Origin of the sequence: Thalassospira profundimaris (assembly GCF_003326755.1) — a bacterium.
In the GTDB taxonomy this organism is placed as follows: Bacteria; Pseudomonadota; Alphaproteobacteria; order Rhodospirillales; family Thalassospiraceae; genus Thalassospira; species Thalassospira profundimaris_B.
Genome location: NZ_JPWH01000011.1, coordinates 96698 through 121582, shown reverse-complemented (window position 1 = coordinate 121582; position 24885 = coordinate 96698). Strand labels below are relative to the sequence as shown.

The 24885-nt window shown below is 55.2% G+C and carries 19 protein-coding genes; 11 read left to right on the top strand and 8 right to left on the bottom strand.

The annotated features are described in order from the left end of the window. Positions 1–7: 7 nt before the first annotated feature. Positions 8–1021: an ABC transporter substrate-binding protein gene (locus tag TH25_RS14100; protein WP_114089057.1), complete on the bottom strand. Its 1014-nt coding sequence runs from the start codon at positions 1019–1021 to the stop codon at positions 8–10. A 241-nt stretch (positions 1022–1262) separates the two neighbouring features. Between TH25_RS14100 and TH25_RS14095 the strand changes: the two genes are divergently transcribed. Beyond that, positions 1263–2477 carry a GAF domain-containing sensor histidine kinase gene (locus TH25_RS14095; RefSeq protein WP_114089056.1) on the top strand — a complete coding sequence of 405 codons (1215 nt, stop codon included), beginning with the start codon at positions 1263–1265 and terminating at the stop codon, positions 2475–2477. Next, positions 2458–3207: a response regulator transcription factor gene (locus tag TH25_RS14090; RefSeq protein WP_114089055.1), complete on the top strand. Its 750-nt coding sequence runs from the start codon at positions 2458–2460 to the stop codon at positions 3205–3207. The genes TH25_RS14095 and TH25_RS14090 overlap by 20 nt, the downstream gene beginning before the upstream one ends. Here the strand turns inward: TH25_RS14090 and TH25_RS14085 are convergent. Then, positions 3204–6311 (bottom strand): sensor domain-containing protein, encoded by a 3108-nt coding sequence (locus TH25_RS14085; RefSeq protein WP_114089054.1) that lies wholly within the window; start codon positions 6309–6311, stop codon positions 3204–3206. The genes TH25_RS14090 and TH25_RS14085 overlap by 4 nt on opposite strands. Positions 6312–6731: 420 nt before the next feature. Here TH25_RS14085 and TH25_RS14080 point away from each other — a divergent pair, with 420 nt between their 5' ends. The 8 genes from TH25_RS14080 to greB all read left to right on the top strand — a co-directional run bounded on the left by TH25_RS14080 (position 6732) and on the right by greB (position 14521). After that, the gene (locus TH25_RS14080; protein WP_114089053.1) at positions 6732–7145 is read left to right on the top strand and encodes a tellurite resistance TerB family protein; all 414 of its coding nucleotides are present in this window, start codon (positions 6732–6734) and stop codon (positions 7143–7145) included. Positions 7146–7293: 148 nt separating this feature from the next. Continuing rightward, positions 7294–8241: an NAD(P)-dependent oxidoreductase gene (locus tag TH25_RS14075; RefSeq protein ID WP_258549159.1), complete on the top strand. Its 948-nt coding sequence runs from the start codon at positions 7294–7296 to the stop codon at positions 8239–8241. A gap of 150 nt (positions 8242–8391) precedes the next feature. Then, positions 8392–8610 (top strand): SlyX family protein, encoded by a 219-nt coding sequence (locus TH25_RS14070; RefSeq protein ID WP_114089051.1) that lies wholly within the window; start codon positions 8392–8394, stop codon positions 8608–8610. Positions 8611–8662: 52 nt separating this feature from the next. Next, positions 8663–9832 (top strand): DUF3095 domain-containing protein, encoded by a 1170-nt coding sequence (locus TH25_RS14065; protein WP_114089050.1) that lies wholly within the window; start codon positions 8663–8665, stop codon positions 9830–9832. Positions 9833–9937: 105 nt separating this feature from the next. Continuing rightward, positions 9938–10876 carry a LysR family transcriptional regulator gene (locus TH25_RS14060; RefSeq protein WP_114089049.1) on the top strand — a complete coding sequence of 313 codons (939 nt, stop codon included), beginning with the start codon at positions 9938–9940 and terminating at the stop codon, positions 10874–10876. Positions 10877–10954: 78 nt separating this feature from the next. Beyond that, positions 10955–12199, top strand: coding sequence for an MFS transporter (locus tag TH25_RS14055; protein WP_114089048.1), 1245 nt, complete (start codon positions 10955–10957; stop codon positions 12197–12199). Between the two features lie 296 nt (positions 12200–12495). Next, positions 12496–13944, top strand: coding sequence for a PI-PLC domain-containing protein (locus TH25_RS14050; RefSeq protein WP_114089047.1), 1449 nt, complete (start codon positions 12496–12498; stop codon positions 13942–13944). A 100-nt stretch (positions 13945–14044) separates the two neighbouring features. Then, the gene (gene greB / locus TH25_RS14045) at positions 14045–14521 is read left to right on the top strand and encodes a transcription elongation factor GreB (RefSeq protein WP_114089046.1); all 477 of its coding nucleotides are present in this window, start codon (positions 14045–14047) and stop codon (positions 14519–14521) included. Between the two features lie 47 nt (positions 14522–14568). Here greB and TH25_RS14040 read toward each other — a convergent pair whose 3' ends face one another. Further along, positions 14569–15006, bottom strand: a complete 438-nt coding sequence (locus tag TH25_RS14040) for a VOC family protein (RefSeq protein ID WP_114089045.1) — start codon at positions 15004–15006, stop codon at positions 14569–14571. 70 nt (positions 15007–15076) lie between these two features. Then, positions 15077–15775, bottom strand: a complete 699-nt coding sequence (locus tag TH25_RS14035; RefSeq protein ID WP_114089044.1) for a VIT1/CCC1 transporter family protein — start codon at positions 15773–15775, stop codon at positions 15077–15079. A 283-nt stretch (positions 15776–16058) separates the two neighbouring features. Here TH25_RS14035 and TH25_RS14030 point away from each other — a divergent pair, with 283 nt between their 5' ends. Next, complete coding sequence (locus tag TH25_RS14030; protein ID WP_114089043.1) at positions 16059–19604, top strand: tetratricopeptide repeat protein; 3546 nt, start codon at positions 16059–16061, stop codon at positions 19602–19604. Between the two features lie 61 nt (positions 19605–19665). Here TH25_RS14030 and hrpB read toward each other — a convergent pair whose 3' ends face one another. The 4 genes from hrpB to TH25_RS14015 all read right to left on the bottom strand — a co-directional run bounded on the left by hrpB (position 19666) and on the right by TH25_RS14015 (position 24787). Next, on the bottom strand, positions 19666–22179 hold the full coding sequence (gene hrpB / locus TH25_RS14025) for an ATP-dependent helicase HrpB (protein ID WP_114089042.1): 2514 nt from the start codon (positions 22177–22179) through the stop codon (positions 19666–19668). Between the two features lie 94 nt (positions 22180–22273). After that, positions 22274–22510: a hypothetical protein gene (locus TH25_RS25455; RefSeq protein WP_258549158.1), complete on the bottom strand. Its 237-nt coding sequence runs from the start codon at positions 22508–22510 to the stop codon at positions 22274–22276. Positions 22511–22512: 2 nt separating this feature from the next. Then, positions 22513–23697 carry a prenyltransferase/squalene oxidase repeat-containing protein gene (locus tag TH25_RS14020; protein WP_258549157.1) on the bottom strand — a complete coding sequence of 395 codons (1185 nt, stop codon included), beginning with the start codon at positions 23695–23697 and terminating at the stop codon, positions 22513–22515. Further along, entirely contained in the window at positions 23690–24787 is a 1098-nt protein-coding gene (locus tag TH25_RS14015; RefSeq protein ID WP_114089041.1) for an O-antigen ligase domain-containing protein, read from the bottom strand. The genes TH25_RS14020 and TH25_RS14015 overlap by 8 nt, the downstream gene beginning before the upstream one ends. Between the last annotated feature and the right edge of the window lie 98 nt (positions 24788–24885).

Below are 24885 nucleotides of genomic sequence, written 5' to 3'. Positions count from 1 at the left end.
TGTCACCTTACTTCGCTGACTTGATCAGGTTCTGTGCGTCTTCAAGGGAATATTCAACATTGGCAACCGACCCTTCCGGGGTCTTTGCCAGCATCTCTTCAAGGTTATCCTGATCCACCCGCAGGAACGGCACGGTCAGGTCCTTGGGCACTTCCTTGCCATCCAGCACCTGCTGGGCGACCCAGAATGCCAGGGTGCTTACCCCCGGTGCAATCGACAGCGAGGTGGTTTCATAGCCGTTTTTGGCATGCTGTTCGGACCACCATTTCAGTTCGTCCTGGCGGTTGCCCATAATAATGGTTGGCATCGGCCGGTTGGCGGCAGCAAAGGCCCGCGCCGCGCCATAACCATCGCCACCCTGGGTCACAACGGCGGTAATGTCGGGCAGGCTTGGCAAAATACCGGCAACCGCCTTTTGCGCCACATCCTGGGCCCAGTCGCCATGCACGGAACCGACAATTTTAAATTTGGTATCCTTAACCGCTTCATGGATGCCCGCGCTGATTTCATCGTCGACGAAAACCCCGGCCAAACCGCGAATTTCCAAAAGGTTGCCGCCATCGGGATAACGTTTTTCCAGATATTTGATCTGTTCACGGCCCATCTGGCGGAAATCCACCGCAATGCGCCAAGCGCAGGGTTCGGTGACAATCCCGTCAAAGGACACCACGGTAATCCCGGCATCACAGGCTTCACGCACAGCACCGTTAATCGCGGTTGGCGATGCGGCATCCACCACAATCGCGTCATAGCCCTGCAAAATCATGTTCTGAATTTGCGCCGCCTGTTCCGTTGCCTGGTTTTCCGATGTGGTAAAGGCATCCGCTGCGGCCACAACGCCGGTTTTTACCGCTTCACCCGTGACCTTGTCCCAGCTTTGCAGCATGGCCTGGCGCCAGGAATTACCGGCATAGTTGTTTGAAAAGGCAATCCGTTTATCGGCTGTATCGGCCATTGCATGGCCAGATGCCAAAATTGTCGTTCCGGCAATCATGCCCAGAAGCATCATCTTGAATTTCATTTTTCCTCCCTGACGTGACAGCGCACGTCTTGGTCAATACCGGTTATATCACCTTGTCCGCACCTGTTCGGGCACGGCAGTATCTTGTTTTTATTTTCAGGATGATGATTTACCGTTATGGCAACAAAATCGTAAAGAGCGCACACCGCACCCGCTTTGCGGGTTCCCGCAACACCCTTGCGTAAACCCGCAAGACAATTTCTTCCCGCCCGCCTATGATCGGCGCAGGAGGAAACACAACATGTCGGAGCTTGCCCACTATCTGCGCATTTCCAATTTGCTGGCTGGCAATCTCGATATTAATTCCGCCTTGCAGTCGGTCAAATCGGAAATCGAAAAGATCATCGAATTCGATCATCTGGATGTCTGCCTGATCGACGAGGGCAAAACCTGGAACACTTCCTATGAAATCGGTCTGCAAACAAGCTGGAGCACCTCGCGTTCTGCCGTCAGGCTCTCGCCGGTGCGCGATATTCTTTATGGCAAAACCGACCATCTTCTGACCGGCAATGCGCTGAAGGATCCGCGCTATATTTTTCCCGATGCCGTCAGTGCCCCCATCCTGCATCACGAATTTCGCAGCCGGGTGAATGTGGCGATGAAGGTTCTGGGCGAAGTCATTGGCTCGCTCAACTGTTCATCGACAAAAGAAAATTTCTATGACCACAGCCATGTCGAACAGATGCGCATTCTTGCCGATATTCTGGCCCCCTATTTTTACGCCTTGCGCGCCAGTGAAAAGGCCAACAAGGAAGCCATCTTTCGCGCCGAAATTCTGGCCCGCGAGGAAGGTTTGCGCCTGGGCGCACTTAGCCTGACCGATGCGCTCGAGGCCGAACGCCAGCGCATTGGCATGGATCTGCACGATCAGACCCTGGCCGACCTGACGCGCATTGCCCGCGACATTCATCCGGGCCTGACCATTGACCAGCATCATCATTTACAACAGCAAATCCAGAACATGATCCAGGATTTGCGCGGGATTATTGATACCTCCATCCCCTCCATCCTTGAACTGTTCGGGTTTCATCACGCAATTGCCACCCATCTTGAACGCGCCATCAGCCCGGAAAGCCCCCTGCGATTCAGTGTCGATGACCATACCAGTGGCGCGGTCGATGCCCTGCCCGAAACCATCCGCATTGCCATTTTCCGCATCTGCCAGGAGGCGATCAACAATGCCGTCCTGCATTCGGGCGCACACCATATTGCCGTTTGCGTGCGCGCCGATGCCAGCCATTGCCTGGAAATCACCATTGCGGATGATGGCACATTCAATACCGCCAATACCGCCCGCCGCAAGCCCGGCGGCGGCCTGGCGCACATCAAAACCCGCGCCCGGCTCATCGGCGCGGACTATCACATCCGCACCGAAAACGGCACGCAAATCACCCTCAGGCTGCCCGGCGCGGGCCAGAACACCACAAGGTCAGGCGATGAAAATACTGCTGGTTGAAGACGATAAAATGCACGCCGATTTCCTGCACGAAATTGTCGAAAATGCCCTGCCGGAATGTAACGAAATCCTGCTGGCCCGCGACGGGCGAGAAGGCGAGGAACTGGCACGTGCGCATAAAATCACGGCGATTGTGATGGATTTGCGCATGAAAGAGCAAAACGGCATCGAAGCAGCACGCCTTATCTGGGCGCGCTGCCCGGAAACCCGCATTCTGTTCTGGTCAAACTATTCCGACGAGGCCTATTTGCGGGGCATTGCCAATATTGTACCGGGCGAGGCCACCTATGGCTATGTCCTTAAAACCGCAACCGAGGAAAGGCTGCGCCTGGCCCTGCGCGCCGTCTTGATCGAAGCCCAGATTGTCGTGGACCGCGAGGTCCATCAAATCCAGAACCGGCAAATGCGATCGCGCAGTGCGCTGACCGAATTTGAATATACCATCCTGCTTGATATTGCCTTGGGCCTGCCCGACAAGGCCATTGCCACCCGGCGCAAATTATCGCTCCGCACCGTGCAAAACCGTCTTTTGTCGCTGTATGACAAGCTTGATGTCGGGGCGCTGGATCAAAATGAAATGGGGATTGTGCTCAATAAACGCGCCCGCGCTGTTTCCAACGCCATCGCGCGCAAAATCATCAATCGCGAGGGACTTTCTTCCGCCGAAAAAGAGCTTCAGGCCTGGTTGAGCCGACGCAGCGCCAAAAACGCGCTGCCGCCAAATCCCTAATGGACCAGGCCCGGTGTGCTGGCACGCTTGCGCTGTGCTTCTAGCAGTTTTTCCATCTCTGCTGCGGGCAGCGGTTTGCTGAAATAAAATCCCTGCAATTCATCCACCCCCTCGGCACAAATCCGCTCCAGTTGCTTTTTGGTTTCAATCCCCTCGGCATTGATTGTCATGCCAAAGGACCGCGCCATAAACACCACGGCCCGCACAATCGCCGAATTGCCGTCTTCCTGGTCCAGATCAATCACAAAGGAGCGGTCAATTTTCAGTTTATCGACGGGAAACCGTTTCAAATAGGCCAGCGACGAATAACCGGTACCAAAATCATCAATGGCAATGCGAATACCCTGATTGCGCAACATGCCCAGCGTAATCGCCGCCTCGCGCGGGTTATCCATCATCGCCCCTTCCGTCACCTCAAGCTGCAACTGGCGCGGATCAAGCCCGGTTTTTTCCAGAACATGCCCCACACTTTCGAGCAAATCTTCGTGTCGGGCCAGTTCTATGGGCGAAAGATTTACCGAAATCAAAAGCGTGCCCAACCCTGCCTCCCGCCATTTGCGGGTTTGCAAACAGGCGGTATTCAAAACCCATTTACCGACCTCGGCAATGATGCCCATGCGTTCGGCCACCGAAATAAACTCAACCGGGCTCACCATCCCCCGGGTGGGATGGAACCAGCGCACCAGGGCTTCCATGCCCACAATCCGATGGTCCGCCGCATCGACAATCGGTTGATAAAACACCTCGAATTCGCCATTGGCAATCGCACAGGACAGGTCACGTTCCAGCGCCTTGCGTTCCTGCACATCAAGCTGCATGCGTTCCCTGAAAAACTGATAGCGGTTCCGCCCCTCCGCCTTGGAACAGTAAAGTGCAAGATCCGCATTGCGCAAAAGGTCTTTCTCGTCCTTGCCGTCACGGGGATACAGGCAAATCCCGACCGAGGTCGAAACCGTAACCTCATTGCCTTCCAGCACAAACCGTTCGCCAATCCGCTCGATCAACTGCTGCGCAACGTTGGCAATGTCACAGGACGAACCCGGGTCATACATCAAAACGGCAAATTCATCGCCGCCCAGGCGGGCGACAACATCGTCGCTGCGCAAACACACGCGCATCCTTTCGCCAACACCCTGCAACAGCAAATCGCCAATCGGATGGCCCAGCGTATCGTTAATGTCCTTGAAATTGTCCAGATCAAACAGCATCAGGGCAAAATCACAATTTTCCCGTTTGCACCGTGCGACCGCATCGCTCATCCGTTCCTGAAACAGGGTCCGGTTGGGAAGCCCCGTCAACCCGTCATGATGGGCCAGGAACTGAATGCGTGCTTCGGATCTTTTACGCTCGGTAATATCGGTAATCGATCCCTCGATCAAAACCGGCACCCCGTGCTCGTCACGCACCAGCCGGGCATTTTCCTCGATCCAGATAATCCGGCCATCCTTGCGGCGCAGTTCGGCCTCGAACCCCTGAACCGCCCCGTCGCGCAGCAACCGCCCGGTAAAACGCAACCGCATGCCTGCCTGCAAATAAAACCCGTCACGGATCATTTTTTCATCCGCAACCAGGTCTTCTTCATTGCGATAACCCAAAATGGCCACAAAGGCCGGATTGGCCGACAAAAGCTGCCCCAGGGGCTTTGCCTGATAAAGTCCCTCGGCCGAATTTTCAAAAATGCCGCGATATTTTTCTTCCGCCAGCCGCAAGGCGCGTTCGACCGCGTTTTTCTCGGTCACATCCTGGCCGATGCAAATCACGCCGGCGACATTGCCGTTTTCGGCAAAATGGGCGCGCGCATTCCACTGCAACAGCCGGATCTCACCATCCTTGCGACAAATCGAAATCACTTCATCCTTGATGATTTCGCCCGCAATCATGCGTTTGATCCGCAGGGCAACGGCCTGCCTTTCCCGTTCCACCACCAGCAAATCAAAAAAGTTGCGGCCTGCCGCCTCCATCCACGAATAGCCAAATGTCCATTCGCTTTCGCGGTTATATTCCAGAATGCGGCCTTCAGTATCCAGAAACATGATCACGCTGCCCGCCGTTTGCACCAGCGCCCGATACCGTTCCTGACGGCGACGCAGGTCATGTTCGGCCTGGCGGCTTTTTGTCACGTCTATCAACGTAACGCTATAGCCCAGCAGAATGCCACCTTCACCATAAATGACGGTGGCGTTCATCCGGATCCAGATCTGGCTGCCATCCTGACGGCGCATTTCAACTTCGCGACCGGTAAACGGCCTCCCGCGTGCCAGTTGCCGCAACAGGTCGGCCATGTCATCTTCACGGGCATAAAACCGTTCGGGATTAACAAGATAGGCGCGCTTGACCTCGATCGTACTGTCATAACCAAACAGGGGGGCGACGGCCTCGCTGACCGATGTCAACCGTCCGTCCGGCGACAGATCGACAATTCCCTGCACGGAATGTTCCAGTGCCCGGCGATAGCTTTCTTCCCGGGTACAGTCGCGGCCAAACAGCGCAATCCCGCTATTATCCAGCAGTTCCGTCCGCCGCCATTGAAAAATCCGCTGTCCATAATGCACGGAACGCAAATATTCACCGGGCTCGGACTGCCCGGTCAGGGGGCGCTGGTCCTTGGGCTTTGCCAGGGCGGCCACATTGGGCAGGCCCACTTCCAGGGCAACCAGTTCGGCAGCCGCATTGCCGTGGTAAAATTCCCCATCCGGGGTTAACAGCAAAACCGGCAGGGGCGAAATCATCAGCCCCGATGAAACCAGCCGGTCCTGCTGCCCCAGCACCATGACACGGATCAGGTTTCCGCCCTCTGCGGGCAACCACCAGCCAATAAAATACGCGCGTTGCGGATCCTCAATCGGCAACACAAAGATATCACCCTGTGGCTCCAGTCGATCCTTGCACGCCAACGCCCTGTCAATGATCGCGGCAACATGCGCAGTGTTACCGGTATCGTGCCAAACGCCACTTTCCTCAATACAGCCGTCAAACCTTTCCCTCCATGCTGCATTTGCCTGCATTTCATGGCGGTCTGGCGCAATAACAGCTGCCGGTACTTTGTCACAGGCAATCAGGGCGGCAACATTTGCGGCCACATCAAGTGAAATTATGGCTCCCATAAACCCGGCTATTTTCATCTGTTTTTGTTATAGCTGCGCGACCATAGCTTTTCGCAAACCTGCTGCAAAGGCTTTTTATACCCGGCCGATCCGCATCGCGCTGTTTGGTCGCCAGACCTGTTATTATTGGTTCCGTTCCGCAACAAGACATCCGTCATTACCGGGGAAGATGGCCGGTCTCGCCAACAGGGCGACAATCGATACCATCCAGCCCGCTTTCGCCCCGTCGCGGCACACAGACATTGGTCATCAAACCGTAAAAAACCCGTTATTTACAAAAATTTCGCTTTCCTATCCCCTTAAACAGTTGCGGGCGACGGGCTTGCGCTCTACCCTTTGGGGGCAATCGGGCATCAGGCTGTGTTGCTGGCACGCCCTGTCACACCCGCCATGAACCCCTGAGGATCAAGGAGAATATCGGTGATTTCCCATCAGGACGCTTTGATCTATACGATGGTTATGGTTTCGGCCGCTGATAACAACATCACCGACGCCGAACTTTCCGCAATGGGGCGACGTGTGCGTTATCTTCCGATTTTCGCCGGTTTCGACAGTGAACGTCTGACCGAAGTCACGCGCGATTGCGCGGCAAGGCTGGCCGAGGAGGACGGCCTTGATAACACCCTTATTCTCATCCGCGATGCGCTTCCCAAAAAATTGCGCGAAACGGCCTATGTCTGTGCCTGTGAAATTGTGCTCTCCGATGGCGAAATCAGCCAGGAGGAATTGCGCATTCTCGAACTGATCCGTCACCGTCTTGATATTGACCGGCTGGTTGGCGCCGCCATTGAACGGGCGATGGCCGCCCGTTATCTGCGCCCCGCCGATGTGTGACCATCATTCATCATTGCCGCAGGAAACCACCGATCTCGACGCTGATTTGCCATATTAAACCGTAATCTGGCACCACATACATCCCGTCGCTGTTGCCGGGTCCGGTCACGGATCCGGTTTCCGTGCGCCGGGCCTTCACGATTTTCACGTGTCGTATCTGCACGGCACACCGTCATTGCTAACGCTTGCACGACAAAGGGAACCGACCGTCATGACCGCACTGGCAGGTGAGAACATAGCCTTTATCGGACTGGGGCTGATGGGGCGCCCGATGGCGCTTAATCTGGAAAAGGCGGGTGCCAAGCTGACTGTCACCACCCGCAACCCCGAAACCCTGAACATGTTCGAGGATCTCGGCATTGAAACCGCCCCCACCCCGGCCGATGCCGCCGCAAATGCCGACATCGTCATCATTTGTGTGGCCGATACCGAAGCGGTTGAAAACGTGCTGATGGGCGAAGATGGCGTGCTTGATGGCCTGGAAGAGGACACCATTGTCATTGATATGGGCACCACCGCCGTCGATGCCACCCGCCGCTTTGCCGATGCCATCGAGGATGCGGGTGGCGAATGGCTTGATGCCCCGGTTTCCGGCGGCACCACCGGGGCCAAAAACGGCACCCTGTCGATCATGGTGGGCGGTGAAGCCGATATTTTCCAGCGTGTCGAACGCATTTTCAAGGTGATGGGCAACCATGTCACCCATGTCGGACAGGCCGGGGCCGGGCAAATCGCCAAGGCCGCCAATCAGATGATTGTCGGCATCACCATTTCGGCGGTGGCTGAATCCTTCTCGATGGCCGAAGAAGCCGGGGTTGATATTGTCAAACTGCGCGAGGCCCTGACCGGGGGCTTTGCCGATTCCACCATTTTGCAGCAGCATGGCAAACGCATGATCGAGCGCAATTTTGAACCGGGTGGCAAGGCGAAAACCCAGCGCAAGGACCTCTACCAGGCGCTGGAATTTTCCGAAACCGATCTGGGCCTTGAACTGCCCATGACCCGCCTGACAATGGAACTGTTTGACGAACTGATCGATATGGGCGGGGGTGAACTGGATCATTCCGCCCTGATCAAGGTCTATGAAGAAGACTGAAAATCATCTATTCACCCGCCTGCAACGCCCCCGGTCCGGACCGGGGGTTTGCTTTTGCCCCGGTCCCGCGTTGCAAACGGACAAACGGGCAAAGCGGTAAACCGGCTTTCCTTTCGCCCTATCTGCCCCTTCATCAGGATGACGCAAACCATGTCACAATCGGACCTCGAAGCCCGCATCATCGAACTTGAAACCCGCATTTCCCATCTTGATATGGCAATGAATGACATGTCGATGATGATCAAACGGCAATGGGACCGGATTGATGTTCTCGAACGGCGTAATCATCTGTTAAGCGAGGACATGAAACGGATGAATTCCTATATGAATACCGCGCCCGAAGATGACGTTCCGCCGCCCCATTACTAAGCCGGGCCAAACGGACGGTACCTTGTTTTGTTTTCGCTGATACGAGCAAACCGTGCCCAATTCATATCTTGCCATCCCCACCTTTCACGATTTTGCCCGTATTCTGGACCCGGCAAGCTATCACGCCCTGCCCGATGACTGGTATGTCGGGGTGGCCGATATTGTCGCCTCGACCGAGGCCATTGCCAAAGGCCGCTACAAGGATGTGAATATGGCCGGGGCCGCCGTGATTGCCGCGATCAGCAACATATTGGGGCATTCGGCCTATCCGTTCATGTTTGGCGGCGACGGCGCGGGTTTTGCCTGCGCGCCCGACCATATTGACGATATTCGCGAGGCGTTGGCTGCAACCCGGCGCTGGGTGGCCGATGATCTGGGCCTGGAACTGCGTGTCGCCCTGTTTGACATTGGTGAAATCCGTGCCGCCGGGCGTGATGTGCGGGTTGCGCGTTATGCGGTGTCCGATGCCATCAGCTATGCCATGTTTAACGGCCAGGGCCTGCAATGGGCCGAAATGCAAATGAAAAGCCGCAACGACCATCACATTGCCGCCGCCCCGCCCGGCACACGGCCCGACCTTACCGGTTTGTCCTGCCGCTGGTCGCCGATTGCGGCATCGCAAAATGGTTCCATCATCTCGCTTATTGTGCATCCTGCCGGTGATCGGGCGAATTTTGATGCTGTTGTCGGAAAAATCCTCGCACTGCTTGACCAAACCCCCAACAGCGCCCATCCGGTCAGTGCCACCGGGCCGCTTTTTCGCTTTCCCCCGGCGGGCCTCACTCTTGAGGCAAAGGCCAACCGGCCGGTCAATGGCGCGCTTCTGGCGGCAAAAACCAAAGTCTTTCTGACCGCTGCCCTCGCCTTCATCCTCGATAAAACCGGCTGGAAACTTGGCAATTTCGACCCGGCCCACTATCGCCGCTATACAGCCCTGAATACCGACTATCGCAAATTTGGCGATGCGCTTTTCATGACGGTCAATTGCAGTGCCGAACAGCTTGAACACCTGCAAAAAATCCTGACCGAGGGCGAAAACGCCGGTCATATCGGCTTTGGCCTGCACCGGCAAAATACCGCCATCATGACCTGCATTGTCCCCTCTGTTGTGCAGAATGACCATTTTCATTTTCTCGATGGGGGCGAGGGCGGCTATAGCGCGGCAGCCGCCGCCTACAAGGCCAAGCAACCGGCAATGGCCGATCCGGGTGTGCTTCGCTGAAAATACCCGGATCTTCATTACCAAAATTAATCATATTGCAAAAACTGATCACTTCACGGCATCCTGAAACCGTCACCGCCAGTTTGATGCGGAACGGAGGACGTGATGGACACCCGCGAATTACAAACCCTGATTGCCGTTGCCGAGGAAAAATCCTTTCACGGCGCAGCCAGTCGCCTGGGGCTGACCCAGCCTGCCGTTACCCGCCGCATTCAGCGCCTTGAAACCCGCACCGGCTGCGCGCTTTTTGACCGCACAGTCAAACCCCTGCGCCCCACCCCGGCCGGGCAACGCGCCCTGGCCGAGGCCCGCGACCTGTTGCGCCGTCTGGCCGGTTTCACTGAAATGATCAAAACCGGCATTTCCCCGCAAGCACCACTTAAAATTGGCGTATCCTATGGCGTGGCCCCGCTGGTAACAGCCGAAACGCTGCACGGCCTGCACCAGAATTTTCCCGATAGCCAACTGGGCATGCGCACGGGTTGGTCTGGTGAATTATTGCCGCTGTTGCGCCGGGGTGAAATTGATGCCCTTCTGACAATGGACGACCCCCTGACAGGAATCGGCGGGGTTGCCAGCACTGATTTCCCCAAATCCATCCGCATTGACGACCTGTTTGACGACCGGATCCGGCCCATTGGCCCGGCCAGCGCGCCCAATCCGCCGCACAGCATCAAGGATCTGGCCGACCGGCCAATGGTGCTGCTGCCAGAAGGATGCTGCTTTCGGGCGCTGGGCAATCTGCTGGCCCACCGGCACGGGCTGGTTTTCAACTCCATCCTCGAAGTATCGGCCCTGGATATGCAAATTGATATGATTGCTGCCGGTGTTGGCTATGGCATCACCGCCGAACGCTATGCCCGTCTCAGCCGTAATGCAGCCAATCTGACAATCCTGGACATCCCCGATGCCTGCTGGTCCATGCGGGTTGTGCTGCTGCGCCGGGCCGTCAGCCCCACCATCAACCGGGTTCTGGATGGCCTGATTGACACGATCTGCCAGGTCGCCAGCCTCGAAAATGCACAAAATTTATTAAATTCATGAATGCAATGAATTGGACGCATTAAAAATCGCCCGGCATAGTACCAGCCATATCCTGCTCATTTCCGTTTGCGAGGCACCATGTCCCCTTCCCTCAAAACCGCCAAATGGTTTCCGTGGCTTGTTCTGGCAAGCGGCGGGCTGGTTCTGGCCGTCAATCTTGGTATTCGGCCATCGCTGGGGCTTTTCATCCCCGATATGCTGACCGCAACCGGCTGGAGCGCCTCGGTCTTTGGCCTCGCCTTTGCCATTCAAAACCTGCTTTGGGGTCTTTCCGCCCCACTTGCCGGGGCCCTGGCAGACCGTTTTGGCACCACCCGAACCCTGATCGGCGCATCGCTTTTTTATGCGCTTGGTCTGTATCTGATGGGGCAATCCACCTCGCCTGGCGCGCTTTATGCCAGTGCGGGTCTTGTCATCGGCATTGGTGTCGGGGCGTCCAGTTTTCCGGTGGTCCTGGCCGCCATCAGCCGGGTGTTCCCGCCCCATCGCCGCAGTTTTGTGCTGGGCCTTGCCAGTGCAGGCGGCTCCATCGGCCAGTTCATTATGGCCCCCACCACCCAGGCGCTTAATTCCGGCCTGGGTTATGTCAACGCGCTGACCATGATCGCGCTGATCAGCCTGGTCATCGTGCCTGCCGCCTTCGCCCTGTCCGGCCGCGCCGACCACAGTCCCGGCGGCGCGACTGCCGCCCTTGACCTGGGTCCGGCCAGCCTGGTGGATGCCTTTCACGAGGCCCGCAAGCATCGCGGCTTTTTGTTGCTCAATGCCGGGTTCTTTGTGTGTGGTTTTCACATTGCGGTTATCGCCACCCATCTGCCCACCTTCACGCAATTATGCGGCCTTCCGGCCTCCGTTGCATCGGGCGGGCTTGCGCTGATTGGCCTGTTTAACATTGTTGGCACGTTAACGGCGGGCTGGTTTGGCGGGCGCTGGCGCAAAAAATGGGGCCTGTCGCTGATTTACGGCACCCGGGCGCTGGTGATTTTCGTCTTTCTGATCTCGCCCAAAACCGCCGAAACCATCTGGCTGTTTTCCGCCCTGATGGGGGCACTCTGGCTCTCGACGGTGCCGCTCACCAGTGGCATCGTGGCCCAGGTTTTTGGCCCGCGCTATATGGCGACCCTGTTTGGCATCGTTATGCTCAGCCACCAAATCGGGGCGTTTTTCGGCGCCTGGCTGGGTGGGGTGCTCTATGACATGACCGGCAGTTTCGATGCCATCTGGATGCTTTCCATCGCCCTGGGTATTTTCGCCGCCCTGGTTCACATGCCCATTGATGATACCGCCCTTCGCCGTGAACAGGCATCAACAGGCAAGGCCTAAAACAGGCACGCCTGCCAAAAGCGGTTTTTAATGCGAAAACCGCTTTTGTTTTACCCCGTAGGGGCCGTACCGATTCCCGTTACACACGGGTTAAATAACAAAAAAAAGTCCTCGAATATGCGACACAAAAATAAAAACCAAGACCTGTCACAAAATTAAATCAGGAAACATAATGACATGATATAAAACAGAAAATGTGAAAAATTAATCTGAAATAAATCCCTTTAATCCTGTCAAATATAAAAGAACCATACCCGTGCGGATAAACCAGTTTCAATCAGCACGGAGTATTAATAATGCCCAGCAAGGGAATGGACCTTTATGGTTTTACACCTGAAAACGACCTTCCGGTTTCTTTTGACATAAAACAGCCCGGTTCCTCACATACCACAACAATTAACGACACAACGCCCGGGACAATTTTCACCCGGCATATCGAAGTCAATACCGACCTGCCCTTTCACGTCAGCGGTGATTATGCAATGTCTGCGGCAGGGGTAAATCGCAGTTGCGAGGTCAATGGCTTTACCGGCAATATTTCCAATTCCAACATGAACAACATGCTGGGAAACCAGCAGGCCCAGATCAGCAGCAATGCCGTTGTCAGCTATGGCTTTTATGACGCCGGGTCGGGTTATGGCGATGTCAGCTATACCAGCCACCACCAGAATTACGCCTGCATTGGTGATGCCAACCGGCCCGACTGGATGGCAAAAATGGTGGCAAACAATAAAAATGCCGGCACCAAACCCTTCAGTGCTTTTGTCCTGCCCGGGGCCCATGATGCCGGTATGAATACCAGCCAGAACATTTCCGAACTGGTCAGCAACGTCAAAAATTTCAGCGTCATCGCCTCCGTCCTGTTCGGGTCTCTGGCCCTGATGCTGGGCGTTGCTGTCGGGGCGATCATTGCCGTGCTCAGTGTCGCGACAAACTCACTGATTGAACGGGTGATCATCAACCTTTCGATCACGCAAAAAGACACCATCACCAACATGCTCAATCTCGGCACCCGCTATTTTGATTTCCGGCCCGGTTACAATGCCAAAATCGAGGGGATTTCCGTTGCCTCCGGCGATGGTCTTTATCACCAGCACAATATGATCCCCGGCATGGCCTTTAACGATTTCCTCCATGAAACGGTCGCCTGGCTCAAGGCCCATCCCGGTGAAATCGTTGTGGTCAGCCTGGGTTTTTCCGGCTTCTATAATGATGCGATGAAACCCACAGCCGATACCCTCAAACAGGCCATCAATGCCGCCCTTTCCGGATCAGGCATCACCTATGGCGGCCCGTCCGATACGTCCACCAGCTATAACGACCTGATCAAGGCCAATAAACGCCTGTTATTCCTCAATAACGGTGTGGGCTTCAATGATGCGTCAAAATACGATTCCTATAGCGACGGTGCTTATGCAACCCTCACGCCCGATCCCATCCTCAATCAGCTTAAAAACATGCAGCACAAGCCGCAAAACGGTGCTGCTTATACCGTGCTGCAAATGCAGGGCACGGCCAGCGCGGTCAGCGCACTGTGGCCCAAACTTGCCACCTGCACCAGCGATGCCACCTCGCCGCTGCTGATGACCAAGGCCTATTTTGACTGCACAACCTATCCCTGGGCCGAGCAAAATCTGGCCTCGTTCGACAGCAAGTATCCGGTTGTCATCCTGAACGATTTTGTCGATCCGCACATGTCGCATATCGCCGAAGATGCAACCCTGCTTCGCGCGGGCCAACTCTAAAACGATTTGTCTTTCAGGGCCGCTTTCGCTTTTGAAAGCGGCCCTGTCCTATCCGCAAATCCCTCTTTTCGATGCTAAAACTTTGCGTTAAAAACCGGGCATGGACAAACCGATATACATCACCCCCGAAGGCTTGGATGCCCTGCGCAATGAGTTGGACCACCTTTGGAAAAAGGAACGGCCCGAAACCGTTTCAATTGTGTCATGGGCGGCAGGCAATGGCGATCGCAGTGAAAATGGCGATTACATTTACGGCAAAAAGCGCCTGCGCGAAATTGACCGCCGGGTACGCTATTTGCGCAAACGGATCGAGGATGCCGTTGTTGTCCGCTCCGAAGACCAGCCCGACCATTCCCGCGTGTTTTTTGGCGCCGAAGTCACCTATGTAAATGCGCGTGACGAGGAAAAAACCATCCGCATCGTTGGCGAGGACGAGGCCGAAAGCCTGAATGGCAAAATAAGCTGGGTCTCGCCCGTCGCACGCGGTTTGATGAAATGCCAGGTCGGCGATGTCATCACCCTGAAAACCCCGGCAGGCGAGGACGAGCTGGAAGTGCTGGCGATCCGCTATCCCTAATCCGCTTTGCACCAAGCCCTGCTTCCGAGGACGTCGTGAGCGTGCCGTTATGTTCCCAGGTCGCGCCGATCCGGCCCGGTAATGGCAATTTCATAGCCATCCGGGTCCCGCACAAAAAACTGCCCCATCCCGTCCTCAAGCATCATGATCGGTTCCGGCGCATATCCCTGCCCGGCCAGCGCATCATAAAGTGCACCCACATCTTCACATTCCAAAAACCACACCATCCCGCTAAAAGACGGGCGCATTTTCCGTTCCTCATGCGACACCCCGCCATGCGCAGCAAGCATCAGGCGCACCGGCTCCCGCTGCACCCCCTCCGCCGCGCCCGCATCCGTCGGAACACTCTCCAACATCGCCCAAACCGGCTCATCGCGAACATCATCAATCGTCTGCGCCACCACCTCAAAGCCAAGGCAGCGATAAAACGCCATGCCGCGTTTCACATTGGCAACATTTAACAACGGGGTTGCAGCACGGAGCATCTATCGGTCAGACCTGTTTATGAAAACCAATTTTCATGCTGCCAGAAAATTCACGGCAAAACCATGACCATCAAACCACCGTCCCCACCAGCCGTCCGATCGCGGCGGTTGCCACCATCGCCACACCCCCCCAAAAAACCACGCGTACAATCGCCCGTATTTTAGGGGCACCGCCAATATGCGCGCCAAAACCGCCCAAAATTGCCAATGCTAGCAAGGCCGCCCCGCCCACTGCCGGAATCATCGCCGCAACCGGCGCCCATAACACCGCCACAAGCGGCAGGGCCGCGCCCAGGGCAAACATCAGGGCCGATGTCGCCGCCGCCTGCAAGGGGCGGGCAATATTCACCGGCGAAAGACCCAATTCATCACGGGCATGGGCGGCAATGCCATCGCCATCCATCATTTGCCGGGCCACCGTCAGTGCCAGTTTGGCATCCAGCCCCCGGCTTTGATAAATACCCGCCAGTTCGATCAGTTCGCCTTCCGGGTCAATTTCATGTTCGTGGCGTTCGCGGGCCAGATCGGCCTTTTCAGTATCGGACTGCGAACTGACCGAAACATATTCTCCCGCCGCCATCGACATGGCACCGGCCATCAACCCGGCAATGCCCGCCAGCAACACATCGCCCCGCACCGGGTTGGCCGCCGCCACACCAACAATCAAACTGGCAATCGAGACAATGCCGTCATTGGCCCCCATAATCGCCGCCCGCAACCAGCCCACCCGCTCTACCAGATGTTTTTCTTTTACACGCTGCTGCGTCATCACGCCCTGCCAAAGCTGTTATCGGAGATATGCCCGTCAACCATCCCTGCCTGACAGCCAGCTTAACCCATCTTTGCCCGCCGACATCTGCGGAAGGTCAATCCATGTTCAATTATGAGGAGTCAATGACATCAAGTCATTTTTTCGCCTCCCGGCCCTAAAAGCAAACCATCATGATACGTGGATTATACACAAAAAGTTGTAGACTATACTTCTCGCTACCAGCAATAATTCCTCCCCTTCACCTGCGATCAACGTCAAAATATCAACCAAAGAAAATATAATGTCGTCAGCCAATTCAATTGAATCCCTGCTATCGCTTTTTAGCAAAGAACGTCGCGCCAAAGGTGGCTGGTGGGCACTGGCTGGCTTTTCTTTTCAATCGTCAATCTATCTGACAAACTTTTTTCATGGTCTTGCCAAGGGCCGTCAATCTCCCGAAGAACTTGCAAAAACTGAACTGCTTTCGGATATCTTTCTGCCAAATCGGCAAAAATATACTCTTATTCAGGTCAAACGCACGCTGGACCGACCCAAAATGCGCGCAGCCCTTCGAGAGGCGTATGAAATCGCAACATTGTGCGACCCCGGATTTCTGAAAAAACTTGATTTCAAGATCGCCTGTGTGAAACGGGCGACAACCGCCCATCCACGTGATTTTAGCGTGGAAGAAATTGGCGGAAAAAATACAAATATTACGGTATGGCAACACCTACTGACATGCTTTGAAAAAGATGATTCGATTCTCGAACAACCGGACCCGCTGGATCATCTCCGCGATTTTCTTTGGCATTCAGGCATTAACGATCCCGCCAGTTTTATCGACGACTGCCTCGGACTACTTTTGAGGCTTTTTGAGAATCCTGACGAAAAAAAAATCAACGAAATTGCCTATGAACTTAATAAAAAATACCAGAAATCTTGTGAATCGGGGTTGAAATCGCGACCCCGCACAGGAATGCTTATTCGACAGTCCGATCTTGAAATAGATCAGGATGCCGACTCGGATACCGGCGTTTTATTCGACCGTCGACCACAATTAAAAGATCTCCGGCTGAAAAGAATACGAAAACGACCTGCTCTATTTTCCGAACTGGTTGAAAACTTCAAAAGCTGGTGGCAGGAAGTTAGTCTCACAGATGAAATAAACAACATCCCATCTTTCTGGATTGACGGACGCTCTGGCGAGGGTAAATCCGTTTTGCTGATACAGTTGATGGAATATATCGTCAATAATCCGCAAGCCCCCGTCATTCATTTCCTCAATTCAGCGGAAGAATTACCAGACTGGCTGGAAAACCAGCGCGAACTGCAACAAGGTGGCGAGGACGCAAACTTCCTGCCCTCTATTGCCGTCATCGACGACCTGCATTTCCTTAAAGACCCCGATGAATGGGATGAAAAGGTAAAAAACGCGACATCTCTCTTACCACCCAAAGTAGTAATTCTCACATGTGGCCCCTCAACAGAAAGAGAAACCTTTCAATCAAGACATGCGGCATTGTTCAATATCCAGACATTTTCTGTGCCCAACCTTGATCAGCAGGAAATGCAGGATTTTGCCACGTGGTACAAAGAACGAACCGGTAAGGAGGTAAGACCTGCTCAGGACAACACAGAAAACCGCCTCTTGGTTGTCTGGATGTTTGAACTCCTGCAAGGGCAGTCTTTAAATTCGTTTGCCGCCAACTTTAAACGCCGACTGAAACATCTCGAAATTTTTGAACTTGCCCGTTCCATACTGGCCATTAACGCTCTGGAATTAAACGCCCCCGCCAGCCTGATTGATAACCTGCCAGACAGCCAACGCGATGCCTTCATGGCTTTATGTGAAGAGTCACAATTACATTTTGAAAAATTCAGCTCTGGGGCACGCAGCAACGAAACAGGATATCGCCTTTCACATCCACAGATCAACTGGCAGCTCTATTGTGCCTGGGCAGAGCGACCAGCAACACTGGCGCAAAATCTCGGGCGCCATCTTGCACCGTCGCTGATTGAATATGCAAAAAATCAAGACTGGTCGCCTTGTAGCGATATAATTCTCAACCTGGCGAAAACCAACAAACTGGATAATCAAGCAACATTGTCTCACAACGGACGGGTAGGGACAATCAATCAGGCACTTGCTGAATTATACCTTAAACAATATAACGCAAATTCCCAAAATGACAGCCTGCCCTTACTTTCCCGTTGGCTGGAGATCTGGTTTCGAGGTATGGCACGGGACTTAACCCCCGATCCTGTAAAACAGGCCCTTATTGCCGCAAGTAAATCCCCCATTCCCGTGGGTCTTTCTGCTCCAGTCGGCAGTTGGCTCTGGCGCATCAGCGAAATTCTGGACAATCTGAAATTGGCTGACGATCTCCGCGACGCTTCACGGACAATTATTTTCAGCGTACCCAACGCGGGAAGTTCAGTTGCCACAATTATCAGCAGAGCTGAAAATACGAATGCTGCACTGGATTTGGCGAATGAATGGATAAACCAGAATCCGTACGAGCCAAGCGCATATTTTGCTCTGGCCTCATTAATTGCGCGATATCCGGATAACAATGCACTCAGCGAATTGGCTCTACGATGGCTTGAAAAAAACTATCAACACCCTCAAGCACACCAGCTATTATCGCCCCTTGTAGCTGCACAACCAAACAACGGTGAAATCCATCTGAAAGCCCGAAAATGGCTTGAAGAACATCCCGATCATCCGCAAGCCCAGCAGCTTTTTGCTCCCCTGGTAACAGCACGCCCCGAGGATCAAGAAATAGCCGAGGCTGCTCTAAAATGGCTTGAGGAAAACCCACATCACCCGCAAGCGCAGCAACTTTTTGCTCCCCTCGTAACGGCACGCCCCAATGACAAAAAAACCATCGATACTACCAAGAACTGGCTAAAGCAGAATTCTAACCATCCGCAAGCTCAGCAACTTTTTGCCCCCCTTCTCAAGGCCCTTCCCGATGACGATTCAGTCTGGAAAGATGCTTTGAAATGGCTCGAAGAAAACACCGAAAACCCTCGAGCACACGAATTACTCAAAGCTCTTATCGCCGCAAAGCCGGAAGAAGATCAGGTTCTTGACGTATCCATAGAGTGGCTACAAAACAATCTTGATCATTCAAATATACATGAAGTATTCAAAACGCTCATTGCTAACAGGCCTGATAATCAAGATGTTATAGATTCTGTTCGCCTATGGATGAGCTATAATCCCACGAATAAAAACCTGTATACTATACTTGTGCCGTTGATCAAACGTAGCGACGGAGAAAAAAAATGGATCGACCTTGGCGAACAAATTTTTGACAAACAATCGCAACATCCAAACCTAAATTTGTTGGCAGCCCTTCTTTCTGGCAGCAAAGGGGATCAACGTTACATCAATGTCGCACTAGAAATAATCGAAGGAGAGAGTAAAAAAGGAAACAGAGTTTTCATACTCAAAGAAATCGGACGCTGTCTTGCAAACAATCCTCAAAATGCCATTCGTTTCCTTCAAAACGACTGCACGAGCGAACATCTAAACATCGTCACAATCCAAATTAAATGGGCTTTGGGAAATTTCACTTATCGTGCTGAAGATTTTTTATCCTTAATTGACGAAATCCCTGTGACATGTGTCACTTACATTTTGACCGGTTGCATTCAATCAAATGTGTCAGATGATATTCTCGCTCCCGTTCTGATATCATGGTTTAAAGAAAACTATAAAAGAACCGGATACAGAGTAATTTTAAAAACATTGAAATATCATCCAAATCGATGGTCTGCTATTATGGAACTTGGCGGTCTGAGAAACGAAATTTATGCGGATTACGAGAACATCCAGTAACAAACCGGGTAGCAAGCGCCATCTGCCAAACAATCACCATCTTCCATAAAACCGCTATATCTCAGTTTCCCGACCGTTTCACCCGCCTTGTCGGTTCGGCCTGCAGGGGGTCGTCGGGCCAGTAATGTTTGGGGTAGCGGCCCTTCATCTCCGCCTTTACCTGCGCGTACGACCCCTGCCAGAACCCGATCAGGTCAGACGTTACCTGCAAGGGACACTGGGCAGGGGAAAGCAGATGCAGCGTGACGGCCACTTTGCCATTGGCGATTTTCGGGGTTTCGGTTGCGCCAAACATTTCCTGCAAGCGCACGGGCAGGGCCGGGCCTTCGGGCCGGTAATCAATACGAATGTGTGATCCGGTCGGCACCGTCCAGTGGCTGGGGGCCAGTTTGGCAATTTGCTGTTGCTGGTTCCAGTCAATCGTGGAAACCAGGGCCTCGCTTAAATTCACCTGCCGCAACTGGGCTTTGCGCACAATACCGGAAAGATAGGGCATCAGCCAGTCTTCCAGCGTATCGAGCAACCCCGCATCGCTCATATCCGGCCAGTTTTCCGGCTCCAGCCCGTGCAAAAAGGCAAGGCGGGCGCGTAGATGTTCGCTTTCCTTCTCCCAGGGCAGGCAGGACAGGCCCATTTTGCGGACACCATCCGTCATCGCCTGGGCCAGTTTGTCGGGGGCGACGGCATCATGCACCGGCTTTTCTTCCAGCACCAGGGCCCCAATCCGCCGTTGGAAGCGTGCCACCACCATATCGTTCTGGGTGTCCCAGAAAACCTCGGTCCCGGTGGTGATCTGGCTGGCGAAAAATTCCTCCAGCGTGGCCTGTGACAGGGGGGCTGCCAGATAAATCTTTGCCTCGCGCGATTGTCCGTCCAGCTCTGCCACCGCAAGCCATTGTTCATTTGCCAGCCGGTCTTCACGCGGTAAAACACCACCGCGCCCGCCTGACAGGCGATAGCGGGCTTCACCGCCACGTCGGCGTTCGCCAATGCGGTCCGGGTAGGCAAAGGCGACCAGCAAACCCGCCTGATCGGCAAAATCCGGCTGTTTGCAGCTTTCATTGCCACCTTTCCCAAGGGACAATTCCTTTGCCGCCTGTGCCGAACGGCGGGAAAGCTGGCGTTTGGCCTCCATCATCATGCCCGGTGCCCGGCCGCGCACCATTGCCTCCAACCGCTGGCGCAGATCCGCCCCGGCATTGCGCATAAAATCCCGGTCCGATAACAGGGCCGCCAGCGCACAGGCGGCATCGGCCAAACCCAATTCCTGCCCGCGCACCATCATATGTGCCAAACGCGGATGCACCGGCAGGCTTGCCATCGCCTGCCCCATCACCGTGATGCGCCCGGCATCATCCAGGGCCTCCAACCGGCGCAACACATCACGCGCCTGATCCATTTTGGCTGCATCGGGCACATCAAGCCAGGGCAGGCTGGTGACATCGCCAACACCCCAGCGCGCCAGTTCCAGCGTTAGCGGGGCCAAATCCGCCTCGGCAATTTCGGGTGCGCTAAATTGCGGTCGGGCGCGGTGTTCGGCCTCGCCCCACAGGCGGTAACATATTCCCGGTTCCAGTCGCCCGGCGCGACCGCGCCGCTGTTCGGCGCTGGCCTGGGATGATTTTACCGTGACCAGCCGCGTCATGCCAGAAGCCGGGTCAAACCTTGGCAGGCGTTGCAGGCCGCAATCCACCACCACGCGAATGCCATCAATCGTCAGGCTGGTTTCGGCAATCGCGGTTGCCAGCACCACCTTGCGAAAACCATCGGGGGCCGGTTGAATGGCAAGGTCCTGGGCCTTGGCATCCATCGCACCATAAAGCGGGGCAATAATGACGCGGTCCTCTGCCGGTATTGCGGCTTTTAATAGCCCCTCGACCCGCGTAATTTCGCCCTGCCCCGGCAAAAAGGCCAGGATTGATCCGTTCTGATTTGCCAGCGCATCGCGAATCGCGGCCGCCATTGCCGGTTCAATCCGTTCCTGCGGTTTGGGGGGCATATAGATGGTTTCAACCGGGTAGGCACGGCCTTCGCTGGTAATGACCGGGCAATCGCCCATCAGCCCGGCGATTGGTTCGCCATCCAGCGTTGCCGACATCACCAGAAGGCGCAAATCATCGCGCAAGGCCGCCTGGCTTTCCAGTGCCAGGGCCAGACCCAAATCGGCATCCAGGGATCGTTCGTGAAATTCGTCAAATATCAGGGCCGCAATGCCGGTGAGTTCCGGGTCATCCTGAATCTGGCGGACCAGAATGCCTTCTGTCACCACCTCGATCCGGGTTTGGGCGGAGACACGGTTTTCAAACCGCACGCGATAGCCCACGGTTTCGCCCACCTTTTCGCCCAGCAATTGCGCCATGCGCCGGGCACTGGCGCGCGCGGCAAGGCGGCGGGGTTCGAGCATCACAATCTTGCGGCCTGCCAGCCAGTTTTCATCCAGCAGGGCCAGGGGCACCATCGTTGTTTTACCTGCACCGGGCGGGGCCTGCAAAACCGCATTGGTGCCGCTGTTAAGCGCAGCCTTCACATCGGCCAAAACCGCATTGATCGGCAAACTGGGAAAATCGGAACGCATAAAACCCCGTGACATACCGGTAAATCAGGCTGCGTGCGTTATTGTTTATTCAACGCCGCATGACAAGCCCGTAGACATATCATATCAGCTTATATCAGGACCGGGGATCAAGCCGAAAGCCACGTTCCCCACTGATCCGTTGCAGGGTTTTAAGGCCACGTGTCAGGCCATAAAGCCGTTCCATATCCCCGCTTTGCCGGGCGATACGCGCCGCAGTGCGGGTGGCATGATAAAGCGCGATAAAATCTTCCTGCGGCACATCACGCAGCAGGGCTTCCTTTTGGGCTCTCTCCGGATCGGGATGACCAAAACTCAGCACGTCCAAATCCACAATCACATCCTTTCCGCATCAGGGGGCGCATCAGCAAGCATCATCGAAAAGGCCCACACCATCCATGCCTGTGTCCAGCGCATAAAAACCCGCCTGTCCTGTCCAATGCGCCCGATACCGGCATAAAAAACACCGCGCTTTGCATCAAACAAATCCCGCATGGCAAATCGCGCCACATGCGCCGCCCCGGCCCTATCGCCAAAACGACGCAGTGTCGCCATAGCCTGTGCCACCGCATGGCTATCCAGATAGCCCGTTTTACCGGCAAAACTGCGCGGGATGCCATCATCATCAAAGCAGGATCGCCGGTAAAACCGCCAGCCCCGATCCAGCGCCAATGTCACGTCAACCGGGCTTGTGCCAGTTCCTTTAAACCGATGCAGCAAATCCAGGATATAGCCGGTATGAAAGCCATCGACAAAGCGGTGATGGGAACGCGTACCATAGGCCCAGGAACCATCTTCCTGCTGCCGATCCAAAACACGCTGTAATGCGACCGGACTTAAGGCATTGCCCGGACACAACATTTGCAAAATCCAGGCACCCCACAGGCTGACATTGTGAATTTCCGCATCACTATGCGCGATATAGGCAAAATAGCCCCCATCCGTTGCCCCGCCCTGTTCTCGCCAAAGCTCCCGCCGTAAAAACGTTGCGGCGGCCTGCAAGGCCGGATGATCAGGTGGCAATTTGCCACCCTGCACCAAACCATCGACAACAAAGCAGGTGACAATGGCGTTGGATTGCCCCCGCCCCGCATAAAAGGCACGCGCCTGCCAGGCAAAGGGGTACCCCCAGCCGCCATCTTCATTTCGCAGGGTCAAAAGCTGCCGGGTGAAATCCCGCGTCAGCACATCGCCATCAAACCCGGCAAATTCCGTTTGCCAGTTCCCCACCGGCACGCCTGAACCCGCACCCAACAACAGGGCCAGCGTTTTGGGGGTAAGCAGCGGCGCAATGCCCGCCCGGTTGCGCACCATTTGCGGCGCATGTTTCATCGCCTGCAACCAGACCAGCCTTGCCAAACGCGAGGATACAAACGGACTTTGGGCAAAAAACCGGCTTTCCAGCCCGTCAAACGGGTCCGCCCCGGCATAATCCTGTTGTGCCATCTGCTGCCATACCCGGTCGCGCATGTCCCGCAAGGCACGATATTCCGCCGGGCTGAACATCACGGGCTCAGGCATGATCCAACGCCTTCATTTCCGCAGTCCGGCGGCTCCAGGCCACCCCGGCGGCAACACCGCTTGCCAGCAAATAATGCCCGTAAGAAAGGGTATTATCCGTGACCATCGTTACCATCACCGCCAGCAATATCCCCACCGCCAGCGCAGAAGACCGCACCAGCCAGATCATCACGCCCCACCCCGCACCCCATATCCCGGCACCAAGCAACCCGGTTTCATAAAGCATATGAAAATGGTCATTATGCAACGCGCCAAAGGATGACGCCGATTGCAGTTTTTGAAGCTGCCCTTCAATTGCACCGACGCCAAACCCCAGCCAGCGCTGGCTGGCACTGCCCTCCTGCCATTGCTGCCAGAACATCTGCCAGTAAGCCAGTCTGCCGCTGGCGTGGGTATAAAGGATGCGCGGCAGATAATCCGCCACACCCCACAGTCCCGCCCCGACCAGTGGCAGGCCCCACAGCCATGTTCGGGCATGATGCAAACGAACACGGCCAACCAAAACAATCGCCATCGCCAAAATGGCGATGCGCGTCTGGCTGGCAAACACGCCAATAATCGCAATCCCCGCCAGGCAACCCGGCCACACGCCAGCTGCCGACAGTGCCGGTTTGCCACTGTCCCGGGCTGCCAGTGCCAACACGAATAACGCCAAAAACAAAAAAGGGTTATTTAACCGCCATCCCTCGCTGGTCAGCATAAAATGACTGTCCAGCAACACATATATCAGCAAGGGCACCATCACAGGTGCCAAAACCACTCGCCCCCGCATGTGCCCCAGCGCCAGCCCCAACGGCAAAATCGCCAAATTCCCCGCCAGCCGCCCGGCCGCATTTCCCCAATGCCCGGCCATCAGCACCCAAAATGTCAGCGCCCCCCACAGCAAAACCGCCAGTAACGCATCCATCAAAAGTCCGCTTCGGCCCAGCACCGGCACAATGCCCAAAACCGCCCATAAAACCAGCAACGCCTTGCTAAGCGTCCCGCCCAGCGGCAACGCCCACAGCGACACCGCCACAATCCCCATACCGGCAAGTTGGGCCAAAACCGGCAGCAACCCGCCACCATGCAAACCGTTCGGGCGCGGCATTCATATCCTTTTTAAAGTTCGTCACTGAAAAGCGGTGTCACCGGCCACACCGATGACCGTCGCACGGGACCGGGTTGATCACCCTTGCATCGCTTTCC

What these genes read in the sequence shown, in the direction of transcription:
- TH25_RS14085 (WP_114089054.1), bottom strand. Translation starts at nt 6,311, where the DNA reads ATGGGAGCCATAATTTCACTTGATGTGGCCGCAAATGTTGCCGCCCTG.
- TH25_RS14055 (WP_114089048.1), top strand. Translation starts at nt 10,955, where the DNA reads ATGTCCCCTTCCCTCAAAACCGCCAAATGGTTTCCGTGGCTTGTTCTG.
- TH25_RS14100 (WP_114089057.1), bottom strand. Translation starts at nt 1,021, where the DNA reads ATGAAATTCAAGATGATGCTTCTGGGCATGATTGCCGGAACGACAATT.
- TH25_RS14030 (WP_114089043.1), top strand. Translation starts at nt 16,059, where the DNA reads ATGTCGTCAGCCAATTCAATTGAATCCCTGCTATCGCTTTTTAGCAAA.
- TH25_RS14050 (WP_114089047.1), top strand. Translation starts at nt 12,496, where the DNA reads ATGCCCAGCAAGGGAATGGACCTTTATGGTTTTACACCTGAAAACGAC.
- TH25_RS14015 (WP_114089041.1), bottom strand. Translation starts at nt 24,787, where the DNA reads ATGCCGCGCCCGAACGGTTTGCATGGTGGCGGGTTGCTGCCGGTTTTG.
- greB (WP_114089046.1), top strand. Translation starts at nt 14,045, where the DNA reads ATGGACAAACCGATATACATCACCCCCGAAGGCTTGGATGCCCTGCGC.
- TH25_RS14035 (WP_114089044.1), bottom strand. Translation starts at nt 15,775, where the DNA reads ATGACGCAGCAGCGTGTAAAAGAAAAACATCTGGTAGAGCGGGTGGGC.
- hrpB (WP_114089042.1), bottom strand. Translation starts at nt 22,179, where the DNA reads ATGCGTTCCGATTTTCCCAGTTTGCCGATCAATGCGGTTTTGGCCGAT.
- TH25_RS14090 (WP_114089055.1), top strand. Translation starts at nt 2,458, where the DNA reads ATGAAAATACTGCTGGTTGAAGACGATAAAATGCACGCCGATTTCCTG.
- TH25_RS14020 (WP_258549157.1), bottom strand. Translation starts at nt 23,697, where the DNA reads ATGCCTGAGCCCGTGATGTTCAGCCCGGCGGAATATCGTGCCTTGCGG.
- TH25_RS14070 (WP_114089051.1), top strand. Translation starts at nt 8,392, where the DNA reads ATGTCACAATCGGACCTCGAAGCCCGCATCATCGAACTTGAAACCCGC.
- TH25_RS14040 (WP_114089045.1), bottom strand. Translation starts at nt 15,006, where the DNA reads ATGCTCCGTGCTGCAACCCCGTTGTTAAATGTTGCCAATGTGAAACGC.
- TH25_RS14095 (WP_114089056.1), top strand. Translation starts at nt 1,263, where the DNA reads ATGTCGGAGCTTGCCCACTATCTGCGCATTTCCAATTTGCTGGCTGGC.
- TH25_RS14060 (WP_114089049.1), top strand. Translation starts at nt 9,938, where the DNA reads ATGGACACCCGCGAATTACAAACCCTGATTGCCGTTGCCGAGGAAAAA.